The 17235-nt window shown below is 57.4% G+C and carries 15 protein-coding genes and 1 CRISPR repeat array; of the genes, 5 read left to right on the top strand and 10 right to left on the bottom strand.

From position 1 onward, the window contains the following. Positions 1 to 169: 169 nt before the first annotated feature. Positions 170 to 1387, top strand: coding sequence for a helix-turn-helix transcriptional regulator (locus NW816_RS00075; protein ID WP_414398453.1), 1218 nt, complete (start codon positions 170 to 172; stop codon positions 1385 to 1387). A 22-nt stretch (positions 1388 to 1409) separates the two neighbouring features. Here NW816_RS00075 and NW816_RS00070 read toward each other — a convergent pair whose 3' ends face one another. From NW816_RS00070 to NW816_RS00060, 3 genes are all read right to left on the bottom strand, one after another. After that, positions 1410 to 2246, bottom strand: a complete 837-nt coding sequence (locus NW816_RS00070; RefSeq protein WP_414407809.1) for a SpoIID/LytB domain-containing protein — start codon at positions 2244 to 2246, stop codon at positions 1410 to 1412. Positions 2247 to 2393: 147 nt separating this feature from the next. Continuing rightward, positions 2394 to 3710 (bottom strand): MFS transporter, encoded by a 1317-nt coding sequence (locus NW816_RS00065; RefSeq protein ID WP_414407808.1) that lies wholly within the window; start codon positions 3708 to 3710, stop codon positions 2394 to 2396. 600 nt (positions 3711 to 4310) lie between these two features. Continuing rightward, positions 4311 to 5555 (bottom strand): HhoA/HhoB/HtrA family serine endopeptidase, encoded by a 1245-nt coding sequence (locus NW816_RS00060; protein WP_414407807.1) that lies wholly within the window; start codon positions 5553 to 5555, stop codon positions 4311 to 4313. 284 nt (positions 5556 to 5839) lie between these two features. Between NW816_RS00060 and NW816_RS00055 the strand changes: the two genes are divergently transcribed. Continuing rightward, the gene (locus NW816_RS00055) at positions 5840 to 6547 is read left to right on the top strand and encodes a hypothetical protein (protein ID WP_414407806.1); all 708 of its coding nucleotides are present in this window, start codon (positions 5840 to 5842) and stop codon (positions 6545 to 6547) included. 37 nt (positions 6548 to 6584) lie between these two features. Here NW816_RS00055 and NW816_RS00050 read toward each other — a convergent pair whose 3' ends face one another. The 6 genes from NW816_RS00050 to NW816_RS00025 all read right to left on the bottom strand — a co-directional run bounded on the left by NW816_RS00050 (position 6585) and on the right by NW816_RS00025 (position 10328). After that, positions 6585 to 7274, bottom strand: a complete 690-nt coding sequence (locus NW816_RS00050; RefSeq protein ID WP_414407805.1) for a V4R domain-containing protein — start codon at positions 7272 to 7274, stop codon at positions 6585 to 6587. A gap of 188 nt (positions 7275 to 7462) precedes the next feature. After that, a complete protein-coding gene (locus NW816_RS00045) occupies positions 7463 to 7933 on the bottom strand; it encodes a phycobilisome protein (protein ID WP_414344046.1) in 471 nt (156 codons plus the stop codon). Positions 7934 to 7957: 24 nt separating this feature from the next. Beyond that, complete coding sequence (locus NW816_RS00040) at positions 7958 to 8512, bottom strand: hypothetical protein (protein ID WP_414407804.1); 555 nt, start codon at positions 8510 to 8512, stop codon at positions 7958 to 7960. 63 nt (positions 8513 to 8575) lie between these two features. Next, positions 8576 to 8857 carry a hypothetical protein gene (locus tag NW816_RS00035; RefSeq protein ID WP_414407803.1) on the bottom strand — a complete coding sequence of 94 codons (282 nt, stop codon included), beginning with the start codon at positions 8855 to 8857 and terminating at the stop codon, positions 8576 to 8578. A 59-nt stretch (positions 8858 to 8916) separates the two neighbouring features. Next, positions 8917 to 9600, bottom strand: coding sequence for a V4R domain-containing protein (locus tag NW816_RS00030; protein WP_414407802.1), 684 nt, complete (start codon positions 9598 to 9600; stop codon positions 8917 to 8919). Between the two features lie 242 nt (positions 9601 to 9842). After that, positions 9843 to 10328, bottom strand: coding sequence for a 2Fe-2S iron-sulfur cluster-binding protein (locus tag NW816_RS00025; protein ID WP_414407801.1), 486 nt, complete (start codon positions 10326 to 10328; stop codon positions 9843 to 9845). 588 nt (positions 10329 to 10916) lie between these two features. Here NW816_RS00025 and NW816_RS00020 point away from each other — a divergent pair. Continuing rightward, a complete protein-coding gene (locus NW816_RS00020) occupies positions 10917 to 11435 on the top strand; it encodes a phycobilisome rod-core linker polypeptide (protein WP_414407800.1) in 519 nt (172 codons plus the stop codon). Positions 11436 to 11447: 12 nt separating this feature from the next. On the opposite strand, the gene NW816_RS00015 is transcribed toward NW816_RS00020, so the two are convergent. Beyond that, positions 11448 to 12458 (bottom strand): ABC transporter substrate-binding protein, encoded by a 1011-nt coding sequence (locus NW816_RS00015; protein ID WP_414407799.1) that lies wholly within the window; start codon positions 12456 to 12458, stop codon positions 11448 to 11450. 175 nt (positions 12459 to 12633) lie between these two features. Between NW816_RS00015 and cobA the strand changes: the two genes are divergently transcribed. Continuing rightward, positions 12634 to 14190: a uroporphyrinogen-III C-methyltransferase gene (cobA, locus tag NW816_RS00010; RefSeq protein ID WP_414407798.1), complete on the top strand. Its 1557-nt coding sequence runs from the start codon at positions 12634 to 12636 to the stop codon at positions 14188 to 14190. 63 nt (positions 14191 to 14253) lie between these two features. After that, complete coding sequence (gene menB, locus NW816_RS00005) at positions 14254 to 15078, top strand: 1,4-dihydroxy-2-naphthoyl-CoA synthase (RefSeq protein WP_414407797.1); 825 nt, start codon at positions 14254 to 14256, stop codon at positions 15076 to 15078. Positions 15079 to 15081: 3 nt separating this feature from the next. After that, positions 15082 to 17153: direct repeats of the CRISPR family, unit length 36 nt; unit sequence GTTTCCATTAATTCCACTTCCCCGAAGGGAAGCGAC. Positions 17154 to 17235 lie beyond the last annotated feature (82 nt).

Below are 17235 nucleotides of genomic sequence, written 5' to 3'. Positions count from 1 at the left end.
AGAAGCCTAAAATTGAAGCTGAAGTGGAAGCAGGATGGAGCCTTCTTCAAGTTAAAAGTCAGGCCCAAGAATGCTGTAAGGAAAGATGCGAATGGCGAAAAAGCAGAGCAAGGCTTCTGGTACGGGATCCGTTCGTGACGGTGTGCTCCTGACGAAAGGATCCCTCCCCATGACTTTCCACCCCTCGCAAGCCTACGCCCATCCCCAAAGCTTTGATCGTCTGCTCTGCCTGATCGCCACCCTGGCTCAATATCCCGGCGTCGGCCATCTCAACGCGTCAAATCTTCCAGGTCGCGATGAGCAGGCTCCCCCCCGCCTGCAAGAACTTCTCTCGTACCTGCACGCTGTCGCTGCCCAGCAACAGATCGCTCTTCCTCCTTGTTCTCCCCACACTCTGCACAAAGATCTGCAAACCCTGAGATACTACGGCATTCTCGGAGATCAGACGTATCGTTGGGGCTACTATCTCGGCTCCAGCGCCATGACCGAACTGGAGTTCAACACCGCCCTTAGCGCCCTCCACTCCCAGGCCACCTACCAACGGGATCCCAAAGCCCAAGAGGCCTTTCAGGCTATTGTCCGCCGCCGCTGGGGCAAAAGCCACAGTTCAGAGAGTTTTTACCCGGTCAGAGCCCAGCTCAACCGCTCCATCATCCCCACAGATCCCACCCGAGTCAGCCGCAAGGGATCGGCTGTCCGCACCCTCTACAGCGCCCTCGACACCCTAGAAGCTGCCATTCTCCAGGGGCAGGCGATTCAGATTTGCCGTTCCTCAGATCCTTACCAGCAGGGTCAACAGGGATCCAAATCCATCTGGCCTCTGCAATTGATTCACTACGACATTGCCTGGTATCTAGCCTACGAGCAATCTGATACCCAGCATTTGGTGATCGGCCGCTTGGATCGCTTCGATGATCAGTGCCAGGTTCTCTCTCACCCGCCCCGCAGCCGCTCTCAACAACTGAAACGACTTAAACAAGTCCATGAGCTCCTGAATCAGGGCTGGGGTCTTTTCCTGGGCGAACCAGAAGAACAACGCCAGGAGCTATCTGGTCAACTTCCCTTCACGGAGATTACCGTCCGCTTCTACGGCGACACCATTCCGTTCATCCGCGAGGGAGGCTACCGTCACCCCAGCCAGAAGATCTTGACCCCCTCTAGACAGGGTCAGTACTTGGACTACCAAGTCCGGCTTCCCCCCCGTTCTCATGGGGAATTCATGCGCTGGGTCAACCGGTTCATGGGCAACGTTCAGATCCTGACTCCCCCAGAATTGGCTGAGCAGCACGCCAAACTGGCCGAGGAACAGTTGCAGCGATACAGAAGCAACCAGCAAGAGGCGGCCCAGAGGGAACTCGACGCAGACAAGACAGAGCGAATGGGATGAGACACCCAGGACACTGAAGGTCTCACTCCGGCAGACGAGCAAAGCTGACCCCTCGGTAGTAGTAGGCCAAAATTTGGCGGTAAGTCCAGCCTCGGCGGGCCAATTCTTGAGCGCCCCACTGGCTCATGCCAATGCCATGCCCAAACTTGGGGTAGAGGCTGACATCCGGCAAGCTCATCAAATAAGGGATCCCACTCACCCCGACGGTTTGGCCGCCGCTGCTGGCGCTGTACATGGCATTGACAAACTGTCCCCCATACACCATGACCACGCCACGGGTGGCTTGCGTTGCTTCCAGGGCGGCTGCCGACCGCTGGGAAAGCCCTCGATACACCTGGGAGCGAGTATCGCTAAACACATCAAACCAACCGCGGGAGTTGCGATGGTAGAGAACGTAGCTGCGGGCCGCCACCGCCTGGGCCTTTAGGGCCTCTGGGAGAAAACGGGATCCCATTTCTGCATCCACCACACTGGCCACATAGTCTTCCAGATCCACGTAGTTGATGGCCATCACCAGGTTGTACCCGGTCAAGAGCACCTTGCCGGAATACCAGCGGCCATTCACCGCTACCAGGCCACCCTCCTGAGGTTCGATGAACAACGCCGGGTCAACCACTCCATGCAGATGCACCCCTCGAGGGCCGGGCTGAGCCAAAAACCCCTGCATAGGGGGCAACTCCGCCAGCACCTCTCCCCGACCGTTGATCAGGTGGGCAGGGAGAGAAACTCCCACCACCAGAGGGGCAGTAGTATGGGCCAATTGCACTCGCACCGTCACCCCCCAGACGGCTTCCACCCATCCCCAGAAGGCACTGACCACCAGGGATCCCAGCAGGGCCAGCCAATGCCGCGCTTCCATAATCCGTATCCAGAGTTGCCTTTTGTACACCAACTCCAGCTTAGGATAAGGCAAGTTTCCAGAAATGGGCCGGTTGGTTGGCAGCAACTGCAGAGGGCTTGAGCCTCAGTTCTTGACGGGGTGTGGGGGATCTGAGTATGGAACTATCTATGAACGGGATCCCGTTTCCAGCGGAGCGGGCCGATCCGGCGGCTCCAGAGGGTCGGGTTCTTGCGACCCAAGCCGATTGCGGCCGCCCTCTAGATGGACCGAAGAGCTATCCGGCCCCAGGCCCAAGGCAAAGCGCAGCGAGTCCCCCGGTCGTCCATTGGAGAAGAAGAGAAAAGAACCTAAGGAAGCCAGGGAAAGAAGAGCCGCATAGCCAAACATGGCCCGATAGCCGGTTCCCGCCGCCAAGGTGCCCAAGAGGGGCCCCGCCAGGCCGATGCCCAAATCGAACCCACACATCACCAAGCTAAACAGGCGACCCCGCTCCGCCGGCTCCGAGCGATCGGCCACGAGGGCAGAAATGAGAGGGATCAAAGTCCCAAAACCGCAGCCTACCGCGACCCCAGCAGCCAGAAAAGCGCCGCTGCTATTGGCAACAATCAGGATCCCCATCGCCAGGGCATAGGTGACCAAGCTGAGGGAGATAAACGGCCCCCGCCCATAGCGATCGGAAGCGCGACCGGTGAGCAGGCGCACCCCAAAGCTGGCAAAGGCCACTGACGTATAGAAAAGACCCGGATTCAGGGGAACTCCGGCTTCTTGGATCAGCAGGGCCACAAAGGTGGTCTGGGTGCCGAAGGCCAACCCCACCAAAAACATCACCCAAGTGAGGGAGCGCACCTTCGGGCTGCCCAGAAGGCTCCAAAAGGCTCCGTCCATCGGCAGGGATCCCCAATGCCCACGTCGTTGTTCTCGAACCGATTGGGTGCAGAGAAAGCCCACCAACCCCAGCAGAGCGGAGAAGAAAAACGAAGGGCCATAGCCGGCAAACTCCTGCAAAAGGCCGCCCAAAGCAGGGCCAATAGCCGCACCAATCGGATTGACCAAGCTCATGTAGCCCAGGATCTCGCCCCGTTTTTCTTCTGGGGCAAAATCCACCACTAAAGTCACGTAGGCGGTGGCAAAAGCGGCGATGCTGATCCCGTGAAAGGCTCGCACCAGCGCTACCCACAGGATCCCATCGGAGAGCCAGTATCCTATGGGGGCGATTCCCACCACCCCCATGCCGATGAGCAGCACGATCTGCCGGCTGTGGCCATCCGCCAGGCGCCCCAACCAAGGGCGAAAGGCCAGCAACCCGATCGAGAAGGCCCCCATCACCAAGCCCACCTGCTGGCTGGTGCCACCGGCATCCCTGACGTAGAGCGGTAACGTGGGCAGCAGCGAGGATAAACTGGCCCAAAAGAGCAGCCCAGCCACAAACAAAATGCCCAAGTTGCGCCGCTGTGCCGGCTGCAGCTGCCCGAATACCCTCACGCCAACTCCTTATGCAAAATGGAACTCAAAGCGTTCTCCCAGAACCGCGCCCTAGGATAAGCCCACCTTCGCCGGATCCCTCAGCCCGAAATATTTAGGTGCTAACCTTTCTGATTGTAACCGTATGGTCTGGGGCTGGGAACCGGCCCTGCTCAGCTTTGAAGGTGCTTCCGGTTTGGGACAACAGCGAACCCAATTGACATTCTCCCCACAGCTATAGCTTGCTTCTGCGAAGCAGTAGCCGGGGGATTCTTTCTCAGCCAGCAGAACAACCCCCACTGACTGAGCTACATCGGGCGTGAGGTTGGTACCGCAACCCAATGGGAGATGCCAAAGCGCTCCGCACCGCCGCAGGCGTTCGCGAAAGCGTCGCGTAGCGATAAAGCAAAAGCCGCCCTTGAGGGCGGGGCTTGCAACCCAGTTTTCTTGGTCACTGCAAATTGGTTTGAAACAGCCCAAGTGTTCAGCACCGCCCCAGCCCCTCTCCCAGGGGAAAAGGGGAGTTCGCAACCTAGGTTGAGAGGTTTACCCCCATTGACAACAACCCTGCTGTGTCGCTGGGGTCTGGTTGATACTTGAGGGGCGGTCAACCATGCCCAATCAGCCTCCGCTCGGAACCGGGAAAGAGCCCGTTACCGCCCGGATCTTCTGTCGTCGCCCGGCCCGCTCGATCTCCAGCTCCAAGGTGCTGCCCACCTCAGTGCGCTCCACCTCCTGTTGCACCTGATCGGCTGTGGTTACGGCACGACCATTGATGGAGAGAATGACATCCCCAGACCGCAGCCCTGCCCGTTCCGCTGGGGATCCCTGGATGACTTCGCCAATCAGTACACCCTGATCCACCGTTATCAAAATGCGGCTATTGGGATCCTGGTTGAGGCGCTCCTTCAGCTCTGGAGTCAGCGTGAGCATGCGGATGCCCAGGTAGGGGTGATCCACCTTGCCGCGAGTGATCAACTGATTGGCCACCCGCTGGGCCGTCTCAATGGGGATGGCGAAGCCCAACCCTTGCGCTCCCTGGATGATGGCGGTGTTCACCCCGATCACCTCCCCTTGAGCGTTGAGCAGCGGGCCGCCGGAGTTGCCGGGGTTAATGGCCGCATCCGTTTGGATAAAAGATACCCGCTTGTCAGGCACCCGAATCTCCCCGCTGGAACGGCCCAAAGCGCTGATGATCCCAGCCGTAACGGTGTTATCCAAACCCAGGGGGTTGCCGATGGCAATGGCCCACTGGCCCGGCTCCAGGGTTTCCGAGCGCCCCAGCTTCACGGTCGGCAGGTTCTGGGCGTTGATCTTCACCACGGCGATGTCCGTAACCGGATCCGAACCGATTACCTGCCCATCAAAGCTGCGGGTATCCTTGAGCGTCACCGTTACCTTGTCGGATCCCTCGACCACATGGGCATTGGTGATGATCTGGCCGTCTGGGCTGATGATGAACCCAGAGCCGGTTCCCTGCTGTCGCCGCTGCCGAGGGATGGAAGGGATCGCTTGGCCAAAGAAATCCCGGAAAAAGGGATCGCTGAAAAACTCCTCCGGAAAAGGGGCAGGGGCGCGCACCGTCCGCTCAGCATCGATGCGAACCACCGCCGGCCCCACCTTTTGCGCCACATCGGCGATGAAATTCAGGTTCAGTTGGGGCGGGGTTGCCGTCGTCTGGGCAGATACCCCCTTGCCCCCCACCAGAGCCGCTCCCAGCCCAATGCCCAGCAGCACCAGCAGCACTGACGAGAGAAGAGACTTCCAAGTGGAGATGGCAAAAGGCTGGAAAGAGGATTGAGCAGGTTGGGCGGAAGCTTCTGACCCGGGAGAGGGCTGGCCCGGCATGGATGTTCTGCGCTTCATAGCTACAAGAAGAGGGTTGGGATGCTGCAAGACTTCGGCCCCACGCAGGGGGAGAAACCTAGGGCCTAATCTAACATGGACAGCAGGGATCCCAGAGTGGGCAACCCTAGCGTTTTTCCGTACTTCTATCTGGAGCGAAGAGCAGCGGAATCTGCTCACCTGAGGTAGCCCATTTCCATTCAGTTGGCTTTGATCAAGATAGGTAAAAGATAGGTAAGGCCCGAAAGGCTCCCGGTTTTGTCCGGTTTGCAGCTAGCGTAGGAATGATGAATGGGGGTAAGACCATGACCAACCCAGCCAGCCGCCTGTTGGCTCCTCTGCTTGGCGGATTGCTCTCAGCGCAGATGGCCGCCCCAGTTTTGGCCCAAATGGGGCCCTTGCCACCACCGCCTGCCGGTGAGGGATGGCGTCCTGTGAATCCTCGCCCCCTTCCCCCTGGCCCTCAACCCCTGCAACCTGGCCAGCCCTTTCAACTGCAAACCACGTTGCTATTGCGCTCTGGGGATCTGATCCAGGCGGTGCATCGCTCCCCAGAAACCCTCTTGATTGCCCCTGGGGAAACCCGCGCCGTCAGCCTTAGCTTGGATACCCCTCTGCGGGACATCTACGGCAACACGGTCGTCCCGGCGGGGGCTGTTTTGGAAGGCCAATTTCAGCCGGTGAGCGGCGGCACCCAGTTTGTCTCGCGGGCTTTGATTTTCAACGGCCAATCCTACCCCCTCTACGCTCAGAGCCAGGTTATCCCGCTGCGTAAGGATCCCCGCCACACTTCCGGGGAAGCGATTGTGCAAGATGCCTTGATCGGGGCAGCTGCGGGGGCCATCTTGGGAGGCTTGTTCGGCGACCGCGTGATCTCGACGGAGAAAGTGCTGGGTGGAGCGGCGGCAGGGGCTGTCATCGGCAATGTAACGGCGCCGGAAGTGGCGGTGATCGACGCCAATGCCAACTTGACTCTGACGGTCACCCAAGATTTTCAGCCCTACCTGCCCTAGCGAGCTTCTGAAAACAGCTCTGGCCAGGGATCCCTTTCTAGGGACTGGCCGTGAGCCGATCCAAAATCTCGTCGTGGGAGAGGCCCTTGCGCACCCATTCCTCGCAGTGGTGCAGCCGCTGAGCCGTGCCGATGAGGAAGCGGTTGAGATCGGCCCCCAGGGATTCGCAGGTGGTCTGTACGCAGATGAGATCCCGCCCCGAAAGTAAGGAGAAGAGGCTGGCCAGCATTCCCGCCTCCAAATATCCGGCAGGCTCTCGCCGTGCAGAAGGTTCCTCCGGGTTGAAGCTGGCGCGAGCGGCAAGGGCAAACCCGGAATGGCGGATCCCGGCTTGAACCAAGCCGTGGTCAGCAGCGGAAAAGTCCAGCTCCAGGCGTCCCCAACCGTGGGTGGCCCAGAGGTCGCTGAGGGCATCCAGGAAGATCCCCATCGGCAATTCCTGCAGCGGCTGCTGGTAGTAGCCGGAAAGCTCGTCTTCAATACGGCGGAAAAACGCCTCTCCCCAATCGCGGCCACAGTTGTAGAGAATGACGCGGGTGGCTTGGCCGGTTTCGTAGCGCAGGCCGGAGTAGAGAGCTTCCAGCAGGGGCATGGGAAAGGCCGCCAAGCGGTATCCTCCGCGGCTGTAGAGCAGTCCGGTGTGGATGTCAGGGCGGATGTAGTAGGCAGGGCTAAAGCAGTGCCCAGGCAAGATCTGGTCTTGCAGAATCTCTTGCAGGGAGATCATGGCTATTCTCGCAGTCAGGTGGACAAGAGGGCGGGGATGGATAGATTGGGGAGCGGCTGGAATTTTTGGCGTGAGGGAATGAATGATTAAGGAGTGAGCTGTATAAGCTGTATACAGTAAATCGGGAGAAGGAGGTCGCTATCGGAGGGCGCAGGGAACTTTGGTGAATAGATTGAGGGCGAATGGACCTAGTTAACCAGCATGGATTTGGCCAAAAGCAGATAAGGACGGATCATCTCGCTCTCTTCTGCCCCAAAGATGTAGGTCAGGGAGTCGAGCATTAACTTGTAGGCAGGCTGGCATTGGTCGCGCATCTTGAACGATTTCAGGATCGTCTCCAGCCAGTAGAGCAATTTATCCCTCAGGTAGTCTTCGTCGTTGAGCAGCATGGCCATGCAGCAGTAGCGCCACACCATGCTCAGATCCCGGCGGCAGCGCTCCCAGGCCAGGTGACCATGCTGGCGGATTAAATTCGGCATCATCGGCTGAAACTTCTCCATCACCCGATCCAGCAGCTCTTGTTCTTTGGCCTGCAGAACCTGGTAAAGGCGGACCCGCTTCGGGATCCCTTCCACGTAGGCGTGTAGAGTTTTCAACTCGTCCGGGCGCAGATAGCGGCCTTCGCTTTGTTGCATCAGCTCGGCAACCCTTGAATTCATAGATAGAGCCTCCTTCAGTGGGCTTCACACAAACATTTCCGCCAAGGTGAGAGCCCTCTCCGGCGGAACTGTGGGCAGGTCAACCTCGGCCTCAGACCTAGAAGAAGAGGAGGAAGGGAACTGGGCCTGAGAAGTGGCGCAGACAGCTTGTAGCTCTTGCCAGTAGGGGGCAAGCAAACCCTGCTGATCCGCTGGCAGGGATCCCTGAACCACTGCCCGTAGCTGAGCGAGCGCTTGCGGCAACCCTAGGTACTGTTCCATCGCACCAAGAGTTACCTGCTGCACAGGGGTGGGATCCCCTATCAACAGGCTCAGGCCCAGGGAGCGCAAGCAAAAGGCCAATTGACGAGCCAAGAGGCGCTGAGATGGTGTCAGAGGGGACTCTGTTCCACCGCTGTGCCCCTGCTGTTGCAAGACCCTTTGGATCCAGGTCAGCTCCTGCTGTTGTAAGACCTGGTAAAGCTCCAGCCGTTCTTGAAAAGAGAGAGAGTAGCGAATCAGGTCTTGCAGATCGTCGGGTGTTAAGTAATCCCCTTCTCGCTCGGCAATGCGTTCTGGCCAAGAGTGAAGGTCATCCATGGGTGAAGTCTCCTTAGAGCACGGATCGAGAGAGCACAACTGAGAGCCCTGAACAAACCAGAGCTAGAGCAAAGCTCCGCCAAACAAGGCGGCAAAATCCTCAAGGGTAAAGGGATCCTCTGCCGGCAATTCCGGCAGCGGCTCTGAGTGTGGGCAGATGCCCGACCAATTGAAGCCGGCAAAAAACTGTCCCACCGATTGGGCAAAGAGCATGGGGGACTGCGGCGGCGGCTCTTGAGCAAAGGGAGCCTTGGCCGGGGGTCGGTTATCCCAGTTCAACCCCTGCAAAAAGACCGCCAGCGGCTGGGTTAAGTCCAGATCGGTGTCTAAGTTGAAGGTGACCATGGGCGTTTCTCCAAAGTGTCGAGGGATCCCAGAGAGCCTTCAAAAGCCACAAGCAAGCCTCACAACTGGTGCAAACGCTGCTCGATCTCGCGGGCGCTGGCCCCTTCGGTGATCCAAAAATTGGCGGCATCAATGCGTTCTTGCCCGCCCAACAGGAACTTGCAGTAGGTTTCCCCCATGGCGTAGCACTGGATCTCGATGCAGGCCAGCTCGCGGGAAGTCATAGCGGTGAAAAACCCGGCAAATAGCCCGGCATAGAGATGACAAACCGGCTTGCCCACATCCCCAAGGGTGCGAGCCACCATCGAGTCAAACAAGTTGATAAACAGGAAGCCTTTTTGTTTGGATTCGGTTTCCACCTCCCACTTGCCCCAGCCCTGAGCCGTAAAAGGCCACCACCAAGTCTCCAGCAAAAACAAAAGGTTGGACTGTTTTACGCCAATCCCATACTCCCGCTCGTACCACTCGGAGAAGTGCTTGGCATCGCGGATGCCCCAATCCATTCCAATCGTGTACATCACCGCCGCCGAAGCATCTCCCACTTCCCGTTCCAGGCCTGTTTGCAAGCCCACAATAAAGTCTTCGCTGAGCAGGAGATTTTGCGTGTTGTTCCAGTCGATGATCGTGCCCTGATCTCGGTTGAAGCGGAAGAAATCGCGGTAACTGTAGTGAGCATGCTTGTCACGGCCCACAGGCAGGGTGACTGCAGGACGGGGATCCGGTCGAGATGGAGTGGTGACCATGGTGCTCTCCTGACAAAAAACAGATGAGTCTAGATCGCGATGCAACAGGATTCGGTGGGATTTAAGGGATCGATAATCGAGTCAGACGATGCAAATGGGCCAATGAGCCAATGAAATGAATAGCTAAACATTTGATAAACTTAGTCGGCTATTCGAGGGATCCAACATTGTTCAACTCTTGTTTGATTGTTTATAAAACAACACCTGCCGAGCTCAAGGGATCCCTGAACATCGACAATCCATCAAACTTCCCGAGTTTGGGCAAGTGTACTGCCGATGATGCGGAAATCTTCATTTTCTAGCTGCTTAACGGTAGAGCGAGTGATGATCTTGCCCTGCTCCACCAAAACCCTCCCCGTCCGCGGGTGCAACAGGTCTTGTTCAGCCCGCCGACCGATGAGCACTTCGATATCTTTCAGAGAGTTCACGTACATTCCCGGCGGCAGCTCCACCACCACGCCATCGGAAACCACCCTGGCCTGGCAGGCCAGACGAGAATTGCTGCGGGCGCTGGTGATCACTTCCAGAGTTTTTGCTTCGCGGGGGGTGATGGGGGTGAGACTATCCATCCCCTCTTTCACGTAAACATGACAGGTGGCACAGATGCCGCGACCACTACATTCCCGCGAGACATGCAGCTCCTCCGACAAAATAGCCGACAGAAGATTGCTGTAGGTATCGACCTCTGAGACGCGAGATAAAGGCTCTAGCCGGATTTGTTTAACCATAGATGGGATCCAAACGCTAAGGGCAGGCAAGAAACCCCGGCGGGCAAGATCTACTGCAAAAGCAACGCAAACAAATCACAACAATTAACTCCCTTCCCTGCAGTCCTTCTGCAGGTCTACGGCAACACCTGATTTCCCAGTCGATTAAAGTTAAATGTAGGTCACCTCAGATGATGAGTCCCGCACAAGCAACTCTGGGGAAGGCTATATTCTTTACTTTATTTTGGATTTGGATGAGGTCATCTTGGATGAAAATGTCATAATCCTTAACTACGGATAAACACGGAATCTTTTTATCGCCCAGAAAGCCACAAAGTGAAATCACGTAAATCAGAGCCAACGACAATCCTTTTGTAAATATTTATCGCGGATCTACGTCGGTTGTTCTATCGTCAAGGTAAATCTCAAGTAGGCTCTTCATAGTCTTTTGTTGGCAGTTTTGTTGCAGAGGGATGTGCTGAAGTCCGCCGTAAAAGCGTATCGAGCCATTTGCTATTCCCTTCATAATTTCTTTAAAGTAGTCCCCCATTTTGTCTGTAAATCGATCTTTTCTGTTTTTGTTGGCTTCGTCGATTGGGAGCTAGGGTTATGGAATCGCGCCAGCGCCGGCAGGATCCGCAAACGTTGCAAAACCTGTTGCGGGCCGCCTATCAGCAGCTTTTGGAACGCCAGCCCTACCAGCACGAGAAAGCGGGAGAACTGGAGAAAATCGAGCAGGACTTTCTCCGCGGGCGGATTGGGATCAAACGTTTGGTTCGTCAAATCGGGGGATCCCGTCTTTATCAGCGGCTGTTTTTCAGTGCCGGCTGCAACACCCGCTGTGTGGAGCAGGGTTTCAAGCACTTTTTGGGGCGGGCCCCGGCCAGCAAAGCTGAGGTGGCCACCTACCACGATATTCTGGTGCATCACGGCTTTCAGGCCATGGTCAATGCCTTTATCGACTCTGAGGAATACCGCCACCATTTCGGCAACGACCATCTGCCGCAACCCCGTCAACGGCTAAGCGGCCACCCCCCCTTGGCCTACTTATTGACGGATCGGATGAACCGGCGCCACGGGCTGGGGATACAGGGATCCCCACTTTTGCACAGCCTGGCGGTGATGTGAGTCGGGGATCCCTTAGGCGCTCCTGCTGGGGAGAAAGTCGAGGGTGTAGGCTTGGCCCACATCCAAGTTGGCTTCCACCGTTCCCAGGGCAACCATCTCCCGGAAGTAGGTTTGCCAGCGCTGGTGGGTCATGGCGCCGATTCCCAGCGTGGCGGCATCTCCACTGGTGAGAAGGCCGTAGTCTTTTAGGGCTTGGTGGGCGTAGGCCAGGAGGGCCTCGCTCATGTTGGGGTTGTCTTGGCGGATGAGGCGATTGCCGGGGCGGGGATCCTCTAGGTAGCTCTGCCAGCCCTGGATGGAGGCAGCTACAAATTTTCGCACCTGCTCCGGGTGCTGTTCGGCAAAGGGGCGGGTGGTCTCCAGGGTGGTGGCGTAGGGGGAATAGCCGTAGTCGGCCAGCAGAAAAACGACGGGATCAAAGCCCCCCTCCTGGCGCACGCGGAAGGGCTCGGAGGTCACATAGCCCTGCTGGGCAGAAGACTTGTCCAGCAAGAAGGGCGTGAGGCTAAGGTTGTAGGGGCGTTTTTGCTCGTCGCCGAAGCCAAACTTGGCCCGCAGAAAAGGCCAGTAGGTGAGGTTGGCTCCCGGTGACACCCAGATGGGTTTACCCCGCAGATCCTCTAGCCGCTCGATGCCTACCCCCGGATGGGCCAACAAACATTGGGGATCCTTCTGGAAAAAGGCGGCCACTGTTACCACCGGGATCCCGGCTTGCAGGGCAGAAAGGGCATCCGGGCTGGAGCCGAGAACAAAATCTGCCGCCCCCCCCGCCAGCAGTTGCAACACATTGACCGCCGTTCCCCCCATGCGGATTTCCACTTGCAGACCGTAGTCGGCGTAAATACCGGTGGCTAAGGCTTGGTAGAATCCGCCATGTTCGGCCTGGGCGTACCAGTTGGTCACCAACCGCAGGGGCCGGGATCTGGCCGAAGAGGGGCGGGAGCCCGCTCCTACTGCTAGCAGAGCAGCTCCACTGGCCAAAAAACGCCGCCGCGGCCAAGGCTCTGGAGTTACACCGGACATAGGCAGGGATCCTCAGGCGGCCACGCTTTCAGTATCTCGCAAGTAGACCAGTTTTTCCTCAGGCTGGCCACCCCTTGGAAGAGGAGCCGTTGGGAGGCGTCTTCGATTTATATTTGCAAAGCAAGCGGGATCCCCTTCTTACAAGGGGCAAGATCGACATTCCAAGGGGTAGGGCATGGGCAAGGTGTATCTAGTGGGGGCAGGGCTGGGCGGGCGGGCGGGCCTGACGCAAGGGGCGCTCGAGATTCTGCAGCGGGCCGAGGCTGTTTGGATCGACGAGCTGGTGGATGAGCGTTTGCTGGCGGAGTTACCCTCTCAGGCGCAGGTGTGGCGGCGCTCAGGAGAAGCGAGCTTACAGCAGGGCATCCTCTGGTTAATTCAGCGCTGTCGGGAAGGCAAACAGGTGGTTCACCTTAAGTCGGGGGATCCGCTGATTTTTGGCCGCGCCCGCGAAGAGATCCAAGCCCTCAGGGAGGCGGGCTGTCCCTTTGAGATTTGGCCGGGGTTGTCGTCGGCCCTGGCTGGCCCCCTCTGGGCAGGGATCCCCCTGACCGATAAGCACTTAAGCCGCGTTTTTGCCGTGCTGACTGCCCACGATCTAGAGGCCTTGCCCTGGAGCGCCCTGGCCCAGTTGGATACTTTGGTGATTTTGATGGGATCCCGGCAGCGACAGCACATTGGCGCACGGCTGATGGAGTCTGGGATCCCGGCAGACCGACCGGTGGCTGTGATCTGGGGAGCGGGGCAGGCAGAGCAACAGGTGTGGGTAGGCACCTTGGCGGAGCTGCAGCAGGAGGCGGGTCAGGCGAAGTTGCCGGGTCTGCTGGTGGTCGGGGAGGTGATCCGGTTGCGGCAGGACTTTTTGCCGGGGATCCCTCCTTTGCCTCCGCCGGCTCCCCTGGCAGGCAAGACGGTTCTCGTCACCCGTTCCGAGGGGCAATCACCAGCTTTTCGGGAGCTGCTACAGGCCCAGGGAGCGCGGGTGCTGGAGATGCCGACCCTGGTGATCCAGCCGCCCACGAGCTGGGATCCCTTGGATACAGCCATTGCCAACCTGGAACAATTCGACTGGCTGCTGCTGACCTCTGCCAATGGAGTGCAGGCTTTCTTTGAGCGGCTGCAGCGGCAGGGGCGAGATAGCCGAGCACTCCACTCCCTGCAAGTGGCGGTGGTGGGATCCAAGACCGCTTCCGTGCTCGCCCAGTACGGCATCCATCCCGATCTCATGCCCCAAGAGTTTGTGGCCGAGGCCCTGCTTCAAGTTTGGCCGGAGCCGATCTCAGGGCAGCGGATTCTCTTTCCCAGAGTGGAGTCGGGAGGCCGGGAGGAGGTGGTACAGGGTTTGCGGCAGCGAGGGGCAGAGGTGGTGGAGGTGGCCGCCTATCAGTCTGCCTGTCCGGCGACAGCGGATCCCCAGGTGGTGGAGGCTCTGAAGGCCCGTCAGGTGGACATCCTCACCTTTGCCAGCTCCAAGACGGTGCAGCATTTTGCCCACTTGATCCGGCAGGCAGGGCTGGGCCCAGAGGTGTGGGATCCACCGGTGCAGATTGCCGCCATCGGCCCCAAAACCGCCGAAACCTGCAAAGCCGCATTCGGTCGGGTGGATATCGAAGCGCAGGAGTATACTCTGGAAGGATTGGTGGAAGCCCTCATCCAAGCGACCAACCGTTTCACCCAGCCTTTTCAGGCCGTTCGCGGTAGCAGTTCACAGCACCCAAGGGCTCCTCTATAATGAACCCGCCCATGCCGCCCGCGTCAGCCAGCCGGGCATCCCAAGCAGATACACCCAGACACCATGTGGCAGACGGCCAAGCTCTACGAAGACATCCTTTACGAAAAAACGGATGGCATTGCCAAGATCACCATCAACCGTCCCCACAAGCGCAACGCCTTTCGCCCCAAAACTGTTGCCGAGCTGATCGATGCGTTTGCCGATGTGCGAGAGGATCCCCGTATCGGGGTGGTGTTGTTGACCGGGGCAGGGCCCCACAGCGACGGCAAGTATGCCTTTTGTGCCGGTGGGGATCAAAGCGTGCGGGGCGAGGCTGGCTATCTGGATGAGGCCGGGATCCCTCGCTTAAACGTGTTGGATTTGCAGCGCATCATTCGCTCCTTGCCCAAGGTGGTGATTGCCCTGGTGGCAGGCTACGCCATCGGGGGTGGCCATGTTTTGCACCTCATCTGCGACCTGACCATTGCCGCCGACAACGCCATCTTTGGGCAAACCGGCCCCAGAGTAGGCAGCTTCGACGGAGGCTTTGGGGCCGCCTACCTAGCGCGGGTGGTGGGGCAAAAAAAAGCCCGCGAGATTTGGTTCCTCTGCCGCCAATACACCGCAGCCCAAGCCCTGGAGATGGGTCTGGTGAATGCGGTGGTGCCGGTGGAAGAGCTGGAAGCTGAAGGGATCCGCTGGGCGCAAGAGATTCTCCAGCACAGCCCCTTGGCCATCCGCTGCCTCAAAGCCGCCTTCAATGCCGATTGCGATGGGCAGATGGGGCTGCAGGAGCTGGCCGGAGATGCGACGTTGCTGTTCTACATGACCGAGGAAGCTGCTGAGGGCAAACGCGCCTTTTTGGAAAAGCGCCCCCCCAACTTTCGCCAGTTTCCCTGGCTACCTTAGATAGTTTCCATTAATTCCACTTCCCCGAAGGGAAGCGACCCAGGTTTCCGGGGTCGTGGAGGCCCTAGATCTCCAGTTTCCATTAATTCCACTTCCCCGAAGGGAAGCGACCAAGACATGGACAAGGAACAGGAGAAAGCAATCCTGTTTCCATTAATTCCACTTCCCCGAAGGGAAGCGACTCACGACACCCTGAAATTGGTTGACCGAGTTATTAATCGTTTCCATTAATTCCACTTCCCCGAAGGGAAGCGACTACGAGGATCGGGCGGGGTTCAGTTGCTCAGTTATCAGTTTCCATTAATTCCACTTCCCCGAAGGGAAGCGACTTACAGCAGTTGTACGCCCGGGTCTCCGACTCGCCGTTTCCATTAATTCCACTTCCCCGAAGGGAAGCGACTGCTGACAAAAGAACAAATGATTTACAATCGTGCGGGTTTCCATTAATTCCACTTCCCCGAAGGGAAGCGACTACGTAGCGAGGCTACTGGACTGGTATGCCCCAGGGTGGTTTCCATTAATTCCACTTCCCCGAAGGGAAGCGACAACTTTTTGGGAGTCGAATGGGACGGTCACAACCAGTTTCCATTAATTCCACTTCCCCGAAGGGAAGCGACATAAATAGATGAGAACTAACTACTTAATCATTTCTCAGTTTCCATTAATTCCACTTCCCCGAAGGGAAGCGACCAAGCACGTAGGCCCTAGCTCAAAGTACAAAATAGCAGGGAGTTTCCATTAATTCCACTTCCCCGAAGGGAAGCGACTCAGGGATGACGGGGTGGGTCAACAAGAATGACGAGGTTTCCATTAATTCCACTTCCCCGAAGGGAAGCGACTGGTAGCTGTTCATGACTGTCTCCAATTCTGCCACGTTTCCATTAATTCCACTTCCCCGAAGGGAAGCGACCAGTAGATACTCTCTCTCTCTAGTGCAGTAGGTAGTGCAGGTTTCCATTAATTCCACTTCCCCGAAGGGAAGCGACTAGCAAATTCCCACCTGGACGTCAACTAACCCATCTAGTTTCCATTAATTCCACTTCCCCGAAGGGAAGCGACTTGAAGCTCAAGAATAGATAAGGGGGATTACTTACGTTTCCATTAATTCCACTTCCCCGAAGGGAAGCGACTAAGGCCTTAAAGGCCAAAATAAGGGCAATAGAGAGTTTCCATTAATTCCACTTCCCCGAAGGGAAGCGACTATTTCACAGCGCCTCTGTTTCGCTAGCCTTTTGATAGCGTTTCCATTAATTCCACTTCCCCGAAGGGAAGCGACTACGGGTCAAGAATCCCTGGAAGGGAAGAGCTTTGGGGTTTCCATTAATTCCACTTCCCCGAAGGGAAGCGACCCTTGCATCCTCCTTTGGTAGAGCCATGTAATCGTCGTTTCCATTAATTCCACTTCCCCGAAGGGAAGCGACTTAGTTGAATTGCATTGAAAAGGTGAGTTTAATGGATGTTTCCATTAATTCCACTTCCCCGAAGGGAAGCGACTCCCTCTATAGGTGGCACCGGCGGGGGGGATTCCTTGTTTCCATTAATTCCACTTCCCCGAAGGGAAGCGACCCATTATCCTTACGCTTCCGCCTAGACCACTTATCTGTTTCCATTAATTCCACTTCCCCGAAGGGAAGCGACTTCTATCGCCACCGCCATACCCAGCCGTGGATCCCCTTGTTTCCATTAATTCCACTTCCCCGAAGGGAAGCGACGTTGTACGCGGGCGCGGCGGTGGACGTGGATCCCTCGTTTCCATTAATTCCACTTCCCCGAAGGGAAGCGACTCCCTGCAGGAAGCCTGTCTAGGGCTGGGACTGGACGTTTCCATTAATTCCACTTCCCCGAAGGGAAGCGACATGCCCATAGACGCAGACAATATCAAAATGCTCGTTTGTTTCCATTAATTCCACTTCCCCGAAGGGAAGCGACGCTTGTCGCTGGGGCTGTAGTCTGTAAGGTACCTGAGGTTTCCATTAATTCCACTTCCCCGAAGGGAAGCGACTGCCTGGACGTTTTATCGACAGTCCCAATCACATCATGTTTCCATTAATTCCACTTCCCCGAAGGGAAGCGACCCCCCATTATAACCCTTACCCAGAGCGGGATCCAGGGGCCTAGATCGACAGGGTCTCGTTTTCGGCTGCAATTTCCCCTTGT

The sequence above is a fragment of the Synechococcus sp. W55.1 genome, assembly GCF_047461655.1.
GTDB lineage: Bacteria > Cyanobacteriota > Cyanobacteriia > Thermostichales > Thermostichaceae > Thermostichus.
This window is presented reverse-complemented; position numbering and strand designations above follow the sequence as displayed.

Bases quoted from the DNA above. Each gene is read 5' to 3' on its own strand.
- NW816_RS00070 (WP_414407809.1), bottom strand. From the start codon at position 2,246: ATGGAAGCGCGGCATTGGCTGGCCCTGCTGGGATCCCTGGTGGTCAGT.
- NW816_RS00050 (WP_414407805.1), bottom strand. From the start codon at position 7,274: ATGATCTCCCTGCAAGAGATTCTGCAAGACCAGATCTTGCCTGGGCAC.
- NW816_RS00075 (WP_414398453.1), top strand. From the start codon at position 170: ATGACTTTCCACCCCTCGCAAGCCTACGCCCATCCCCAAAGCTTTGAT.
- NW816_RS00020 (WP_414407800.1), top strand. From the start codon at position 10,917: ATGGAATCGCGCCAGCGCCGGCAGGATCCGCAAACGTTGCAAAACCTG.
- NW816_RS00040 (WP_414407804.1), bottom strand. From the start codon at position 8,512: ATGGATGACCTTCACTCTTGGCCAGAACGCATTGCCGAGCGAGAAGGG.
- NW816_RS00015 (WP_414407799.1), bottom strand. From the start codon at position 12,458: ATGTCCGGTGTAACTCCAGAGCCTTGGCCGCGGCGGCGTTTTTTGGCC.
- NW816_RS00055 (WP_414407806.1), top strand. From the start codon at position 5,840: ATGACCAACCCAGCCAGCCGCCTGTTGGCTCCTCTGCTTGGCGGATTG.
- NW816_RS00045 (WP_414344046.1), bottom strand. From the start codon at position 7,933: ATGAATTCAAGGGTTGCCGAGCTGATGCAACAAAGCGAAGGCCGCTAT.
- NW816_RS00025 (WP_414407801.1), bottom strand. From the start codon at position 10,328: ATGGTTAAACAAATCCGGCTAGAGCCTTTATCTCGCGTCTCAGAGGTC.
- NW816_RS00035 (WP_414407803.1), bottom strand. From the start codon at position 8,857: ATGGTCACCTTCAACTTAGACACCGATCTGGACTTAACCCAGCCGCTG.
- NW816_RS00030 (WP_414407802.1), bottom strand. From the start codon at position 9,600: ATGGTCACCACTCCATCTCGACCGGATCCCCGTCCTGCAGTCACCCTG.
- cobA (WP_414407798.1), top strand. From the start codon at position 12,634: ATGGGCAAGGTGTATCTAGTGGGGGCAGGGCTGGGCGGGCGGGCGGGC.
- NW816_RS00060 (WP_414407807.1), bottom strand. From the start codon at position 5,555: ATGAAGCGCAGAACATCCATGCCGGGCCAGCCCTCTCCCGGGTCAGAA.
- menB (WP_414407797.1), top strand. From the start codon at position 14,254: ATGTGGCAGACGGCCAAGCTCTACGAAGACATCCTTTACGAAAAAACG.